The sequence below is a fragment of the Serratia sp. TMDUHS_CL genome, from assembly GCF_037137105.1.
Taxonomy (GTDB): Bacteria; Pseudomonadota; Gammaproteobacteria; order Enterobacterales; family Enterobacteriaceae; genus Serratia; species Serratia nevei.
The window spans coordinates 320938-335229 of the sequence record NZ_JBBBDV010000001.1 but is presented as its reverse complement, the minus strand read 5'-3'; the positions used below and the strand labels follow the sequence as shown (position 1 = coordinate 335229).

Below are 14292 nucleotides of genomic sequence, written 5' to 3'. Positions count from 1 at the left end.
GACACCTAGGCGGCATCGGCCGGCTTCGGTGTTTTTTGCTCATCACGCAGTTCTCGCCGCAAAATCTTGCCGACGTTCGACTTCGGCAGTTCATCGCGGAACTCAACAATTTTAGGCACTTTATACCCGGTCAGGTGGCGACGGCAATGGGTCAACAGCTCTTCCTTGGTCAGCGAAGCGTCTTTCTTCACCACGCAGATCTTCACCGTTTCGCCAGAGACTTCGCTGGGCACGCCGATCGCCGCACATTCCAGCACCTTCGGATGCTGGCTGACCACGTCCTCGATTTCGTTCGGGTAAACGTTGAAACCGGAGACCAGGATCATATCTTTCTTACGATCGACGATGCGCACAAATCCTTGTTCGTCTACGGTCACCACATCACCGGTCGCCAGCCAGCCGTCTTTCAGCACTTCATCGGTGGCTTCCGGGCGCTGCCAATAGCCTAACATAACTTGCGGCCCTTTGACCCACAGTTCGCCGGGTTCACCCGGCGGCACATCGTGACCGTTGTCGTCCACCAGCCGAATGTCCGTCGACGGCACCGGCAAACCGATACTGCCGCTGTAGTGTTTCAGATCGTAAGGGTTACCGGCCACCAGCGGCGCGCACTCCGTCAGGCCATAGCCTTCCAGCAGGTGTTTGCCGGTGGTTTTCTCCCACTTCTCGGCCACCGCTTTTTGCACCGACATGCCGCCGCCGACCGAGAAACGCAGCGTAGAGAAATCGAGCTTGTGGAAATCTTCGTTGTTCAGCAACGCGTTGAACAAGGTATTGACCCCGCTCATGGCGGTGAACGGATATTTGCCGAGTTCTTTCACCAGCCCCGGAATATCGCGCGGGTTGGTGATCAGCAAATTGCGCCCGCCCAGGTCGATAAACAGCAGGCAGTTCACCGTCAGCGCGAAAATATGGTAGAGCGGCAACGCCGTCACCACCAGTTCCTGCCCTTCACGGAACAGCGGCGAATAGGCGGCTTTGGCCTGCTCGAGGTTGGCCTGCATGTTGCGGTGCGTCAGCATCGCGCCCTTTGCCACCCCGGTGGTGCCGCCGGTGTATTGCAGGAAGGCCAGATCGGCATTAATGATGTCCGGTTTCACATATTGCAGACGCCGGCCGCGCTGCAGCGCGCTGCGGAATGAAATGGCGTCCGGCAGGTTGTATTTCGGTACCAGGCGCTTAACGTACTTGACCACGAAGTTGACCAGCGTGCCTTTGGCGGCCGAAAGCTGATCGCCCATGCGCGTCAGGATCACGTGTTTGACCTGGGTGTTGAACACCACTTTTTCCAGCGTATGGGCAAAGTTGGAGACGATGACGATGGCGCTGGCACCGCTGTCGTTCAACTGGTGCTCCAGCTCGCGCGGGGTATACAGCGGGTTGACGTTGACCACCACCATGCCGGCGCGCAGAATGCCGAACAGCGCGATGGGGTATTGCAACAGGTTTGGCATCATCAGCGCGACGCGGTCGCCCTTCTTCAGGCCCAGTTCATTTTGCAGGTAAGCCGCGAAAGCCCGGCTGCGTTCTTCCAGTTTGCGGAAGGTCATCACCTCGCCCATGTTGATAAAGGCGGGCTGATCGGCATAGCGCTGCACGGCATGCTCAAACATTTCGATCAACGACGAATAGCGATCGGCATCAATCTCTGCGGGCACATCTGCCGGATACCGTTTTAACCAGACCTTATCCAAGGTATTACTCCTGAAATCATTACTAATTATCATCGCAGCCCTCAAACTCGCAGCCTAACCATAACAATATTTTAACTCAGCAGACCAGTTCGGGTTTTAAACATTATTCAGGTTGCGATGTACGTCACTAATTGTCGGATATTCCTTATCCCAAAAAACAAAAAGGCGGCCTGAGCCGCCCTGTCAAATTTGTTCACATCAAGCGTATGCTACTCGGTTACGATGGTTTGCACCTGTGCCGGGCCAGGGTTATACCAGCCATAGCCTGCCCCCCAACCGGGTCCCCACGGGCCACCACGCCAGCCCCAGGGGCCCATCGGCGCCGGCGGCATCACCACCTGCTGCACCAGATGCCAGCGTTTGAAACCGGTCACGTTCATCGTCACGAAGCGATACGGCGTCATGCCGATCCGCCCCTCTTTCAGCCCGGTAATAGGGCCGACGACGGTCACCAACTGGCCTTTGAAATCAACCGGTTCGAGGAAGCCGTTTACCGTGGCCAGCAAGCGGCCGCGCGACGGTTCGCCCAGTATCGGCCGCGCACCGCTGTCGAGCGGCACCGCCGCAATCTCCAGCACCGTGCGCCCTTGCTCGTTGGCGACGTTGACCACGGTGCCGCCGAAGCGGGCTTCCGCGCCGGTAAACAGGTTCGGTGCATTTTGTACCGAGGAAAGCTGAGTCACCGGCGAGGGGCTGGAGCCTTTGATCGCATCCGGTACGGTGACGCACCCGGTCAGAACCAGCGCGCTGCAGGCGACGGCCAGCAGCGACAGCTTTTTACTTGCAGTGCGGATTAACATGGTCGCAATCTCCTGAAATGCCTGTAACTTTGACCGCGTTTCATCGTTCAAGTTGCAGGCTTTCGTCGCCCGGCATCAACAACAGCACAATACGCCGCGATTACTCGCGGCCCGGCAGTTTTTTCCAGGTCACTTCATTGCGCAGATAGGTGGGCTCGGCGTTTTCCACCGCCACCGCCAACCCCTGTTGCCAGGCGTATAGCGCCAGCGGCAGCATGTCTTGCGCCTGCGGCAACAGCATTTGGCCGTCGCGTACGCTCAGGGTTGAACCGTTGGCCAGGTCGGGATAGGTTTGCCAGCCGGTGCCGACGTGGGCCCATTCGCCATGCAGGCGCTGCGCACGCTCCAGCGCCTGCGCCGGCGACAGCACGGCCTCGCCTTCGCTTTCCAACCAGCTGCCGTCCACCTGGCGTTCGAACTGCCCCCAGTAGACTTCCCCCATACGCGCATCGATCGCCGCCAGCACGCGCTCCGCGCCGCTGACACGCCAGGCGCCCTGCGCCATGGTTTGCAGCGTAGAAACGCCAATCATCGGCAGATCGGCACCCAGCGCAAGGCCCTGAGCGATGCCGATGCCGATGCGCACCCCGGTAAAGCTGCCGGGGCCGCGACCGAAGGCCAGCGCATCGAGCTGGTTGAGCGCCAGACCGGATTCCGCCAGCACCTGCTGCACCATAGGTAAAATTCGTTGCGTATGCTCGCGTGGGCACAGCTCAAACAGGGCGTGGATTTCGCCTTGATTCCAGACGGCGACGGAACAGGCTTCCGTCGCGGTATCGATCGCTAAAATTCGCGTGGACATGCCAACCTCTGGCGGGAATAAAACTGGGTTTTTCATACAGGGCGCGCATTGTAGCACAGCCCCGTAAGCCCTTCATCTTTCACGTGGCCGACGCATCGGCGGCCTGCAGGAAGGCGATAGCCTGCTTCAGATCGCGGGTGCGCGGCGTGGGCGGCAGGCTATTGAGAAACACCTCGCCATAAGGCCGCATTACCAGACGGTTATCGCAAATCACCAGCACGCCGCGGTCGTCGGTGTCGCGGATCAAGCGGCCGACGCCCTGTTTCAGGGTGATGACCGCATCCGGCAACTGCACGTCATTGAACGGGTCACCGCCGCGCAGGCGGCAATCTTCAATGCGCGCCTTCAGCAGCGGATCGTCCGGTGAAGTAAACGGCAGTTTATCGATGATGACGCAGGACAGCGCATCGCCGCGCACGTCCACCCCCTCCCAGAAGCTGCTGGTCGCCACCAGCAGCGCGTTACCGGCGGCGACGAACTGCGCCAGCAGCTGCCCTTTGCTGGTTTCCCCTTGCAACAGCACCGGCAGCGTCATGGTGGCGCGGAACTCTTCCGCCAACTCGCGCATCATCTGGTGCGAGGTGCATAAGAAGAAGCAGCGGCCGTTGTTGGCTTCGATTAATGGCCGCAGCATGCGCGCCAGCTGGCGGGCCCCGCCGGGCTGATTCGGCGAAGGCAAAAAGCGCGGCACGCACAGCAACGCCTGTTTGGCATAGTCGAACGGGCTCGGCAACAGCAGCGTTTTGGCCTTGGTCAGCCCCAGCCGTTCGGTGAAATGACCCAGCTGGTCATTGACCGACAGCGTGGCCGAGGTAAAGATCCAACTGCCCGGCTTGTCGTCCAGCATTTCGCGGAACCGATCGGCCACCGTCAGCGGCGTCAGCGCCAGCACGAAGTGGCGCGAGTTGCATTCATACCAATAGCTGTAGCCCGGCTCCGTCACCGCCTTCAGCCGCTTGAGCCGCGCGCGGTACAGCGTGGCGCGTTCAAAGGCGGCGTCCAGCAGCGCCGAACGCCCCAGCGATAGCTTCATCACGTCATAACACAGCTCCAGCGCATCATCGAGCAGCAACAGGGCGCGCTGCACGTTGGGTTCGCCGAGCACGTCGCGCAGATTGCCGCGAAAACCCGGCTCGCCCAGATTCAGACGAAAATCTTGCGTGCTCAGGCTGAGACGGTCGGCGCTTTTTTGCAGTTGAGCGGCGTCGCGTACCTCGGTGCGGTAGGCGATGGTGATGTCCTTCGCCAGATCCAACAGTTGGCGGCTGGTGAGCTGCTGGCCGAAATACTGGCTGGCGATGTCGGGGATTTGGTGCGCCTCGTCGAAAATCATCACCTCGGCTTCCGGGATCAGCTCGGCGAAACCGCCCTCTTTCACCACCATATCCGCCAGGAACAGGTGATGGTTCACCACCACCACATCCGCATCCATCGCGCGGCGACGCGCCTTGACCACGAAGCAATCCTGATACAGCGGGCAGTCGCTGCCCAGGCAGTTGTCATTGGTGCTGGTCACCAATGGCCAGACGAAGCTGTCTTCCGCCACTTCGCTGCAGGTGCTGATGTCGCCCTCTTTGGTCTGCGACGACCACTTGCGCAGCTGCACCAGATCGATCAGCGTCTGCCCCGCCAGTTCGCCGCCGGCCATCGACTGCTGCTCCAGCCGTTCCAGACACAGGTAGTTGGAGCGCCCCTTCAGCAGCGCCAGCTTGCCTTTGTACTTCAACGCCTTGGCGACGGTAGGCAGATCGCGCGCATACAGCTGATCCTGCAACGCTTTCGAACCGGTCGAGATGATCACTTTACGATCGGCGCGCAGCGCCGGCGCCAAATAAGCGAAGGTCTTGCCGGTACCGGTGCCGGCTTCGACCACCAGCTCCTGCTTGAAATTGATCGCCTCGGTAACGGCTTGCGCCATCTGCCGCTGCGGCTCACGCGGTTTGAATCCCTTGATAGCCTGCGCCAAGGCGCCGTCTGTTGCAAAATCGTCTGTCACGCTGTCTCTTTGCCGGTGTCATTCAGCGGTGATTATGCCAAGCCTGCCGCCCGGCTACCACCCACTTTATCGCCGCGCATTTTCATGACCGGCTGTGCTACCCTTAGCACGACTATGATATGGAGATAAGCAAATGAATATCGAAAGAATTGATCCCGATCAGCGCTGGTCCGAGGCCGTAGTGCACAACGAGACCGTTTACTACACCAGCGTGCCGGAAAACCTGGACGACGACGCGACCGCGCAGACCGCCAACGCCCTCGCCGCCATCGACGTGCTGCTGGCGCGCGTCGGTTCGGACAAAAGCCGTATTCTGGATGCCACCATCTTCCTGGCCAACACCGCCGACTTCGCCGCGATGAACGCCGCCTGGGACGCCTGGGTGGTCGCCGGCAGCGCGCCGGTGCGCTGCACGGTGCAGGCGCAGCTGATGAATCCGAAGTACAAGGTGGAAATCAAAATCATCGCCGCGCTGTAAGCCTGAGCGCAGACGAAAAAAAACCGCAGACGGCTACGCCTGCGGTTTTTTTATTGCCGGCTATCAGGACAGTTTGAGGATCACCATCCCCGTCAGCAGCAGCGCCAGGCCAATCCAGCCTTTGGCGTTCAACCGCTGGCCGAACATGATCCAGCCTGCGGCGATGGTGGCGGCGATACCGAAACCGCCCCACAGCGCATAAGCGATCGACAGATCGATGCCCTTCACCGCCTGCGCCAAGGCGCTGAACGCGCCGAGTACCGACAGCAGCGACAGCAGCCCCAGCCAAATTTTACGGAAGCCGTCCGACATCTTCAGGAAGATGTTGGCGATGATTTCCAGCACGATCGCCAGTCCCAGGAACCCAATGTGGTACAACTCAAACTGTTGCATGGTTGTCACCTCGCGGGCTGACCTGTTTTCGCTCTTTGCGGGTGCCGGATTTCACCAGCATGATGCCGGCGATCAGCGTAGCCAGGCCCAGCACCTTCAGCGCCGAGATCGGCTCGTCGAACCACAGCACGCTGAACAGGGTAATGAACAGAATGCCGATGCCTTCCCACAGCGCATAGGCCACGCCCAGCGCCACGCGTTTTACCGCCACCGACAGCAACACATAAGACGCGGTGATCATCACGTACATCACGATGTGCCCGATCATGCCGCCATTGACGCTGGCGTATTTCATCGACAAGGTGCCGATGATTTCGGTCATGATGGCCAAACCTAAAAAGATCCAATAAATCATAATTTTTCTCCCAAACGGCGAATAACGCGCGCCAAGGCATATTTATCCCGATTTATCTCGTCGAACGGCCGTATTGCGGCGCGCAAGACGCAGAGATCCCTGGGGATAAACTGACCCAAACGCAAAAAGAATGTTTGCCCGGCTGAACGGTAGCGTGAAGGCCTAAGCCCGCCACCCGCACCGGTTAAGGGAGAAAGACGCTATAGCTCGCTGCACCAGTGATGCTCACTGGCAAGGATCGCAGACAGGAAGAGTTGGCAAGTAGAGGTTCTGAGGGTAGTTCCGTTAATAGTCATCATAATAGTTCTCTATTATCAGCCGCACACCGTGCGATTTGCCCAATATCCTCATAAAAGTAAAATTTTCGACTGAGATATTTTTACCACAGCCAAAATGAGAAAGCAAACTGCCGTTTTCATAAAAAAGCAGAAAAAAACGGGTTAAAAATAAGAAAGTTAATCACGATAAAAATTAAAAAAGGCTCAACGAAGCGTCGAGCCTTGCGATATTCGCGGGTGCGCAAATATGCGCCAATCCCAGGCGCGGTGCGGGTTACAACGCAGCCCCGCTGACGGCGCTGCGCGCCAGTTCAGTGATGCGCGCATAGTCGCCGTTTTCGAGCGCATCCGCCGGCACCAGCCAGGAACCGCCGATGCAAAGCACGCTCTTCAACGCCAAATAATCGCGGTAGTTGTTTGGCGTAATGCCACCGGTCGGGCAAAAACGCACCTGCGGGAACGGGCCGCCGATCGCCTGCAGCGCCTTCACGCCGCCGTTGGCTTCCGCCGGGAAGAATTTGAATTCGCGCAGGCCGTGATCCATACCCTGCATCAGCTCGGAAACGGTGCTGATGCCCGGGATCAGCGGGATAGGCCCCGCCGTCGCCGCCTGCAGCAAGGCTTCGGTCAGCCCCGGGCTGATGGCGAACTGGGCCCCCGCCTCGGTCACCTCCCGCAGCTGCTGCGGATTGATCACCGTACCGGCGCCGATGATGGCCTCCGGCACCTCGTTGGCAATAGCGCGGATAGCCTCCAGCCCGCAGGCGGTGCGCAACGTCACCTCCAGCACCCGCACGCCGCCGGCAACCAGCGCTTTCGCCAGCGGCACCGCCTGCTCCAGCTTGTTGATCACGATAACAGGCACCACCGGCCCCGCCGTCAGGATCTGCTCGGCGCTGGTTTTCCAGTTTTTCATCGTTATTTCTCCATTACTCGCGGTTAACAATGGCACGCCCCTGCCACAGGGCTCCGCGCAAATGCGCGGACGTCCGGCCGTACCGTAAGTGATGTGGCCCACGCGCAGATCGCAGGCAAAAAAAAGCCGGCAGACAGGCTGCCGGCATTGCGCATTACTCGAACTCGTTCCAGGAACGGCCGTCGCGGGTGATCATCGCCACCGAGGCCACCGGCCCCCAGGTGCCCGCCTGATAAGGCTTAGGCGCCTCGTTGTCGGCTTTCCATGCGTCCATGATGGAGTCGACCCACTTCCAGGCTTCTTCCACTTCATCGCGGCGCACGAACAGCGCCTGAATGCCGCGCATGGTCTCCAGCAGCAGGCGCTCGTAGGCGTCCGCCACGTGCTCCTGGTTGAAGGTTTCCGAGAAGCTCAGGTCCAGCTTGGTGGTCTGCAGACGGTGCTTGTGATCCAGCCCCGGCACCTTGTTCAGCACCTGAATTTCGATGCCTTCGTCCGGCTGCAGGCGGATGGTCAGCTTGTTCTGCGGCAGCTGCTGGTAAGAATCGCTGAACAGGTTAAGCGGCGGGTTTTTGAAGTACACCACCACTTCCGAGCATTTGGTCGGCAGACGTTTACCGGTACGCAGGTAGAACGGCACCCCGGCCCACTGCCAGTTGTCGATATCCACGCGGATGGAGACGAAGGTTTCGGTGCTGCTGCTCTTGTTCGCCCCTTCCTCTTCCAGATAACCCGGCACTTTCTTGCCCTGGACGAAACCGGCGGTGTACTGACCGCGCACGGTGGTTTCCCGTACATTGGTCTGATCGATACGGCGCAGCGAGCGCAGTACCTTCACCTTTTCGTCGCGGATACGATCGGTGGTCAGATCCGCCGGCGGCGACATGGCGATCATGGTCAGGATCTGCAGCAGGTGGTTCTGGATCATGTCGCGCATCTGGCCGGCCTGGTCGAAGTAACCCCAACGCCCTTCGATGCCCACCTCTTCCGCCACGGTGATCTGCACCGAATCGATGGTGCGGTTATCCCAGTTGGAGGCGAACAGCGAGTTGGCGAAACGCAGCGCCAACAGGTTCAGCACCGTCTCTTTGCCGAGATAGTGGTCGATACGGTAAACCTGGGATTCGTTGAAGTACTCCGCCACCTGATCGTTGATCACGCGGGAGGACGCCAGATCGGTGCCCAACGGTTTTTCCATTACCACGCGCGCCGGCTCATGGTTCAGCTTGGCTTCGCCCAAGCCTTTGCAGATGGCGCCGAAGGTGCTTGGCGGCATGGCGAAGTAGTTGATGGTGGTGCGATGTTTCTGATCCAGCATTTTACCCAGTTTGGTAAAGTTCTTGCTGTCGTTGACGTCCAGATTGCAGAAGTCCAGGCGCGCGCTCAGCGTGGCCCAGAGTTCGTCATCCAGTTTTTCTTTCATGAAGGTGCCAAGCGCTTCCTTGACCACTTCGGTATACGCTTTTTTATCCCACTCCGCGCGGCCGACGCCGATGATCCGCGTATCCGGGTGGATGTGTCCGGCTTTCTCTAACTGGTACAGGGAAGGCAGCAGCTTACGGCGCGCCAAATCACCTTTCGCGCCGAAAATAACCAGGTCACACGCCTGGGCTGTAGAGGTTACCGCCATGTTCATCTCCTCGTTGCAGGATATTTGTAATTTTCTTACATTACTAATGTACTCTGTTTGACTACGGCCAGCAAACCCGGTGCAGAAGCAGGAAAAAAGACCTCAAGATTCCAGTGGTAGCGCCAATGCGCGCCAGAGCCCGCACAGGCGGGCAAAACTGTAATTTTTCGTCTTTTTTGACGCTCTGTTACCATTATGAAAGTTAGACACAGGTCATATTCTGGTGAAAAAAGCCTGCATACGCCCTGTCGAGACTGCCAACGGTTACCAGCACGTAGTATATTTTCACTAAACCGGCATTGATTTCTCCTTTGTTTGAAATCGACATACCCTATCGATTCCAGGTTACAGCCGCTCGTTTGGCGTCTGCGTGCGCGGCGAACACGGGCGAAATTCGGCGCTGTTGCTTGAAAGCCACAGGGATAAAACCATGAGTGACTCTCGTTATATGAATACGCTGGACAAAATCCAGAGCCATCTGGAACTCCTGAGCAAATCTGAAAGGAAAGTCGCCGAGGTGATCCTGGCCTCCCCACAGACCGCCATTCACTCCAGCATTGCCACGCTGGCGCGCATGGCCGACGTCAGCGAACCTACCGTCAACCGCTTTTGCCGCCGCCTTGATACCAAAGGCTTTCCCGATTTCAAACTGCACCTCGCCCAAAGCCTGGCTAACGGCACGCCCTACGTAAACCGTAACGTTGAGGAAGACGACAGCGTCGATTCCTATACCAGCAAGATCTTCGAATCGGTCATGGCCAGCCTGGATACAGTAAAGGCAAATTTGGATATTGCCGCAATCAATCGTGCGGTTGACCTGCTCACCCAGGCAAAAAAGATCTCTTTCTTCGGCCTGGGCGCCTCCGCGGCGGTGGCGCACGACGCGATGAACAAATTTTTCCGCTTCAATATCCCGGTGGTCTACTTCGATGACATCGTCATGCAACGCATGAGCTGCATGAACTCCGGCGAAGGGGACGTGGTGGTGTTGATCTCACACACCGGCCGCACCAAAAATCTGGTGGAGATGGCCCACCTGGCGCGAGAAAACGACGCCACGGTATTGGCTATCACCTCGCGCGACACCCCGCTCGCTCAGGCGGCGACCCTCCCTTTGCTGCTCGATGTGCCCGAAGACACCGACGTTTACATGCCGATGGTGTCGCGGATCGCGCAATTAACGCTCATTGACGTGCTCGCCACCGGATTTACCTTGCGCAGAGGGGCTAAATTCAGAGATAACTTGAAGCGGGTCAAAGAAGCGCTCAAAGAATCGCGCTTTGATAAAGGGGTGGTCATTCCCAACAGTTTTGACTCGTGACCTGACGAAGAAAAAATCGCCGTTCAACAGACATTTGAATGACGGCATCAGAGGCTGTACCCTGTTAATATGCTCATGCGGGTAACCCGGGTGAAATATCAGTGTTGTAAAATTACATTTCACGCCTGGTTTCGTTATCCGACGTTTATCGCAACACCAATATTTGCTTCACCAGTCAACGGAGTAATACATGTCCAGACGGCTCAGAAGAACCAAAATCGTTACCACCCTGGGTCCGGCTACAGACCGCGACAATAATCTGGAAAAGATCATTGCCGCCGGCGCCAACGTAGTTCGGCTTAACTTCTCCCACGGCAGCCCGGAAGACCACCAGGCTCGCGCTGACAAAGTGCGTGAAATCGCCGCCAAACTGGGACGTCACGTCGCTATCCTCGGCGATCTGCAAGGGCCGAAAATCCGCGTATCCACCTTCAAGGAAGGCAAAATCTTCCTCAACGTGGGCGATAAATTCCTGCTGGACGCCAACCTGTCAAAAGGCGAAGGCGATAAAGAAAAAGTCGGTATCGACTATAAAGGCCTGCCTGCCGACGTGGTGCCGGGCGATGTCCTGCTGCTCGACGACGGCCGCGTTCAGCTGAAAGTGCTCGAAGTTCAGGGCATGAAAGTGTTTACCGAAGTCACCGTCGGCGGCCCGCTGTCCAACAACAAGGGCATCAACAAACTCGGCGGTGGCCTGTCGGCCGAAGCGCTGACCGAGAAAGACAAGGCAGACATCGTGACCGCCGCCAAGATTGGCGTCGATTACCTGGCGGTCTCCTTCCCGCGTACCGGTGAAGACCTGAACTATGCTCGCCGCCTGGCGCGCGACGCCGGCTGCAACGCCAAGATCGTGTCCAAGGTTGAGCGCGCCGAAGCGGTCTGCAGCGACGAAGCGATGGACGACATTATTCTGGCCTCCGACGTGGTCATGGTTGCCCGTGGCGACCTCGGCGTTGAAATCGGCGATCCGGAACTGGTCGGCATTCAGAAGAAACTGATCCGCCGTGCCCGTACCCTGAACCGCGCGGTGATCACCGCGACCCAGATGATGGAGTCGATGATCACCAACCCGATGCCGACCCGCGCCGAAGTCATGGACGTGGCCAACGCCGTGCTGGACGGCACCGACGCCGTTATGCTGTCGGCGGAAACCGCCGCCGGCCAATACCCGGCGGAAACCGTGGCGGCGATGGCGCGCGTTTGTTTGGGCGCCGAGAAGATCCCTAGCATCAATGTTTCCAAACACCGTCTGGACGTGCAGTTCGACAACATCGAAGAAGCGATCGCTATGTCTTCGATGTATGCGGCCAACCACCTGAAAGGCGTCACCGCGCTGATCGCCATGACCGAGTCTGGCCGCACCGCGCTGATGATGTCACGCATCAGCTCCGGCCTGCCGATCTTCGCCATGTCGCGTCATGAGCACACGCTGAACCTGACCGCACTGTATCGCGGCGTGACGCCGGTGTATTTCGACAGCCACAAAGACGGCGTGATCGCCGCCAATGAAGCCGTCAATCGCCTGCGCGACAAAGGCTTCCTCGTCTCCGGCGATCTGGTGATCGTCACCCAGGGCGACGTGATGGAAACCGTCGGCACCACCAATACCAGCCGTATCCTGCGCGTCGAGTAATCCACGCCGCAGACGAAATGCCGGCCGGCTCACGTTGGCCGGCATTTTTTTTGCCCTGACACCGCCATAAAAGACGGAGAACGCCATGCTCCACCAACACACTCCCGCAGCGAGCGATGATGAGCTCGATCTCGACGGCCACGGCCTGACGCAGCTCGACGAGTCGCCGTTAGCCGGCCACGCGCTGCGCAAGATTAGCCTGTACGACAATCAGCTGACGGCCTTCCCCGCCTCGATCTTCCAGCACCGAAATCTGCGGGTGCTGAATATCTCCTGTAATCAGCTCGACCGTCTGCCGCCGGAGATTGGTCAGTTGCAACAGCTCGAAATGTTCGACTTTGGCCATAATCGCGCAAGCGAACTCCCCGAGGAACTGGGGCAGCTGCATCGATTGAAATACCTCTATCTGAGCGATAACGGCTTTAGCGATCTGCCGCGCTCGCTGGCGCAGCTGCAGCAACTCATCTATCTCAATGCGACCGACAACCGCCTGGCCGTTTTGCCTCAGGCGATACCGAGGCTTGCGGCATTGCAAGAGCTGCGTTTATACAACAATCGCATCGGCAGCCTACCCGCCGAAATTGGGCAACTGCGCGCGCTGCGCGAACTGCATATCATGAAAAATGCCCTGACTTCGCTGCCGACGGAAATGGCTCAGCTCGGTGAGCTGGAGATACTCGACGCAGCTAACAATGCCATCGCCGAGCTGCCGCTGGCCTTCTGCCGGCTGCCGCGGTTGAGCGAGTTGAACCTGCGTTTCAATCAGCTGACGCGTCTGCCGGAAAATATCGGCCAGCTGACGGCGCTGAGAAGTCTGGATCTTCGCGCCAACCGCCTGAGCGACCTGCCGGAAAGCCTCGGCGAACTGAGCCGCCTGCGCAAGCTGGACCTGCGCTGGAATGATTTCACCCGCACGCCTAAAGTCGTCGACATCCTGCGGACTCGCGGCTGTCTGGTGCACATCTGAAGAGACGCCGGCCGGGTTGTGGCCCGGCCGGCGTTAGCGGTAGACAGGATTAACGATACAGATCGTCGCGCGAGTAAGGTTCAATCTCCCCTTCCTTGCGCGTCTTCAGCAGTTTGAGGATCCAGGTGTACTGCTCCGGGTTCGGGCCCACCAGATTTTCCACCTCTTCGTTCATGCGGCGGGCAATGCGCGGATCGTCGGCTTCGGCCAGGTCATCCATCGGCTCGCGGATATAAATGTCCAGCATGCTGGTTTTGCCGTCGTACACCGGGAATAAAGGCACGATCGCCGCACGACACACTTTCATCAACCGGCCTACCGCCGGCAGCGTCGCCTTATAGGTCGCGAAGAAATCGACGAACTCGCTGTGCTCCGCGCCATGATCCTGATCGGGCAGGTAGTAGCCCCAATACCCCTGCCGCACCGAACTGATAAACGGTTTGATGCCGTCGTTGCGCGCGTGCATGCGGCCGCCGAATTTACGCCGCACGGCATTCCACAGGTAGTCGATAAGCTGATTACGCTGATTGTGGAACATCGCGGCCATCGGTTGGCCGCGCGCGGCCATCAGCATCGCCGGCACATCCACCGCCCAGCCGTGAGGCACCAGGAAAATGACGTTGCGCCCTTCCGCCCGGATCTTGTCCAGCACCTCTTCACCGTGCCAACGCACGCGCTTGAGCACTTTCTCCGGCTTGGTGCAGGCCAGTTCCGCCATCAGCACCATCGACTGCGGCGCGCAGGCGAACATCTGGTCGATGATGTGCTCACGTTCGCTTTCCGGCAGCTCCGGCAAGCAATAAAGCAAATTGATGCGGGCACGACGGCGTGCGCCCTTCGCCAGCTTGCCGGCCAGTTTGCCGACCGCCCCCAGCACCGGATCGCGCAGGCGCGCAGGCACCAGCGAAATGCCGGCCATCAGGCCGGTTCCCAACCACACGCCCCAGTAGCGCGGATATAAAAAGGCTTTCTGAAACTGCGGGATGAACTCTACGTTCGATTTCTTCTCGTTTTGCATGCACATGCTCT

13 protein-coding genes are annotated in these 14292 nt (G+C 58.8%); 4 read left to right on the top strand and 9 right to left on the bottom strand.

Features of this window, described 5'->3' with window-relative positions:
- Nucleotides 1–5 precede the first annotated feature (5 nt).
- The 4 genes from fadD to WCL58_RS01635 form a co-directional block, all read right to left on the bottom strand.
- A complete protein-coding gene (fadD, locus tag WCL58_RS01650; RefSeq protein ID WP_060439783.1) occupies nucleotides 6–1694 on the bottom strand; it encodes a long-chain-fatty-acid--CoA ligase FadD in 1689 nt (562 codons plus the stop codon).
- 209 nt (nucleotides 1695–1903) lie between these two features.
- Nucleotides 1904–2494, bottom strand: coding sequence for a Slp family lipoprotein (locus WCL58_RS01645; protein WP_336850362.1), 591 nt, complete (start codon nucleotides 2492–2494; stop codon nucleotides 1904–1906).
- Between the two features lie 100 nt (nucleotides 2495–2594).
- Complete coding sequence (tsaB, locus tag WCL58_RS01640; protein ID WP_336850360.1) at nucleotides 2595–3296, bottom strand: tRNA (adenosine(37)-N6)-threonylcarbamoyltransferase complex dimerization subunit type 1 TsaB; 702 nt, start codon at nucleotides 3294–3296, stop codon at nucleotides 2595–2597.
- Between the two features lie 79 nt (nucleotides 3297–3375).
- Nucleotides 3376–5292: an ATP-dependent DNA helicase gene (locus WCL58_RS01635; protein WP_038877150.1), complete on the bottom strand. Its 1917-nt coding sequence runs from the start codon at nucleotides 5290–5292 to the stop codon at nucleotides 3376–3378.
- 133 nt (nucleotides 5293–5425) lie between these two features.
- Here WCL58_RS01635 and WCL58_RS01630 point away from each other — a divergent pair, with 133 nt between their 5' ends.
- Nucleotides 5426–5770, top strand: coding sequence for a RidA family protein (locus WCL58_RS01630; RefSeq protein WP_015378124.1), 345 nt, complete (start codon nucleotides 5426–5428; stop codon nucleotides 5768–5770).
- Between the two features lie 63 nt (nucleotides 5771–5833).
- On the opposite strand, the gene mdtI is transcribed toward WCL58_RS01630, so the two are convergent.
- The 4 genes from mdtI to zwf form a co-directional block, all read right to left on the bottom strand.
- Nucleotides 5834–6163 (bottom strand): multidrug/spermidine efflux SMR transporter subunit MdtI, encoded by a 330-nt coding sequence (mdtI, locus tag WCL58_RS01625; RefSeq protein WP_016927446.1) that lies wholly within the window; start codon nucleotides 6161–6163, stop codon nucleotides 5834–5836.
- Complete coding sequence (gene mdtJ, locus WCL58_RS01620; protein WP_004932327.1) at nucleotides 6150–6518, bottom strand: multidrug/spermidine efflux SMR transporter subunit MdtJ; 369 nt, start codon at nucleotides 6516–6518, stop codon at nucleotides 6150–6152. The genes mdtI and mdtJ overlap by 14 nt, the downstream gene beginning before the upstream one ends.
- Nucleotides 6519–7070: 552 nt before the next feature.
- Nucleotides 7071–7712, bottom strand: coding sequence for a bifunctional 4-hydroxy-2-oxoglutarate aldolase/2-dehydro-3-deoxy-phosphogluconate aldolase (locus WCL58_RS01615; RefSeq protein ID WP_060439782.1), 642 nt, complete (start codon nucleotides 7710–7712; stop codon nucleotides 7071–7073).
- A gap of 154 nt (nucleotides 7713–7866) precedes the next feature.
- Complete coding sequence (zwf, locus tag WCL58_RS01610; protein WP_019452799.1) at nucleotides 7867–9342, bottom strand: glucose-6-phosphate dehydrogenase; 1476 nt, start codon at nucleotides 9340–9342, stop codon at nucleotides 7867–7869.
- Nucleotides 9343–9790: 448 nt separating this feature from the next.
- Here zwf and WCL58_RS01605 point away from each other — a divergent pair, with 448 nt between their 5' ends.
- The 3 genes from WCL58_RS01605 (at nucleotide 9791) to WCL58_RS01595 (ending at nucleotide 13263) form a co-directional block, all read left to right on the top strand.
- On the top strand, nucleotides 9791–10663 hold the full coding sequence (locus WCL58_RS01605) for a MurR/RpiR family transcriptional regulator (protein ID WP_038877144.1): 873 nt from the start codon (nucleotides 9791–9793) through the stop codon (nucleotides 10661–10663).
- Nucleotides 10664–10853: 190 nt separating this feature from the next.
- Entirely contained in the window at nucleotides 10854–12296 is a 1443-nt protein-coding gene (gene pyk, locus WCL58_RS01600) for a pyruvate kinase (protein WP_019452801.1), read from the top strand.
- Between the two features lie 85 nt (nucleotides 12297–12381).
- The gene (locus tag WCL58_RS01595) at nucleotides 12382–13263 is read left to right on the top strand and encodes a leucine-rich repeat domain-containing protein (RefSeq protein ID WP_336850358.1); all 882 of its coding nucleotides are present in this window, start codon (nucleotides 12382–12384) and stop codon (nucleotides 13261–13263) included.
- 49 nt (nucleotides 13264–13312) lie between these two features.
- Here the strand turns inward: WCL58_RS01595 and lpxM are convergent, their stop codons facing one another.
- Nucleotides 13313–14281 (bottom strand): lauroyl-Kdo(2)-lipid IV(A) myristoyltransferase, encoded by a 969-nt coding sequence (lpxM, locus tag WCL58_RS01590; RefSeq protein ID WP_015378127.1) that lies wholly within the window; start codon nucleotides 14279–14281, stop codon nucleotides 13313–13315.
- Nucleotides 14282–14292: the final 11 nt, after the last annotated feature.

Coding starts and splice junctions, on each gene's coding strand:
- mdtI (WP_016927446.1), bottom strand. CDS start 6,163: ATGCAACAGTTTGAGTTGTACCACATTGGGTTCCTGGGACTGGCGATC.
- zwf (WP_019452799.1), bottom strand. CDS start 9,342: ATGGCGGTAACCTCTACAGCCCAGGCGTGTGACCTGGTTATTTTCGGC.
- WCL58_RS01605 (WP_038877144.1), top strand. CDS start 9,791: ATGAATACGCTGGACAAAATCCAGAGCCATCTGGAACTCCTGAGCAAA.
- WCL58_RS01615 (WP_060439782.1), bottom strand. CDS start 7,712: ATGAAAAACTGGAAAACCAGCGCCGAGCAGATCCTGACGGCGGGGCCG.
- lpxM (WP_015378127.1), bottom strand. CDS start 14,281: ATGCAAAACGAGAAGAAATCGAACGTAGAGTTCATCCCGCAGTTTCAG.
- pyk (WP_019452801.1), top strand. CDS start 10,854: ATGTCCAGACGGCTCAGAAGAACCAAAATCGTTACCACCCTGGGTCCG.
- WCL58_RS01645 (WP_336850362.1), bottom strand. CDS start 2,494: ATGTTAATCCGCACTGCAAGTAAAAAGCTGTCGCTGCTGGCCGTCGCC.
- WCL58_RS01630 (WP_015378124.1), top strand. CDS start 5,426: ATGAATATCGAAAGAATTGATCCCGATCAGCGCTGGTCCGAGGCCGTA.
- mdtJ (WP_004932327.1), bottom strand. CDS start 6,518: ATGATTTATTGGATCTTTTTAGGTTTGGCCATCATGACCGAAATCATC.
- WCL58_RS01595 (WP_336850358.1), top strand. CDS start 12,382: ATGCTCCACCAACACACTCCCGCAGCGAGCGATGATGAGCTCGATCTC.
- tsaB (WP_336850360.1), bottom strand. CDS start 3,296: ATGTCCACGCGAATTTTAGCGATCGATACCGCGACGGAAGCCTGTTCC.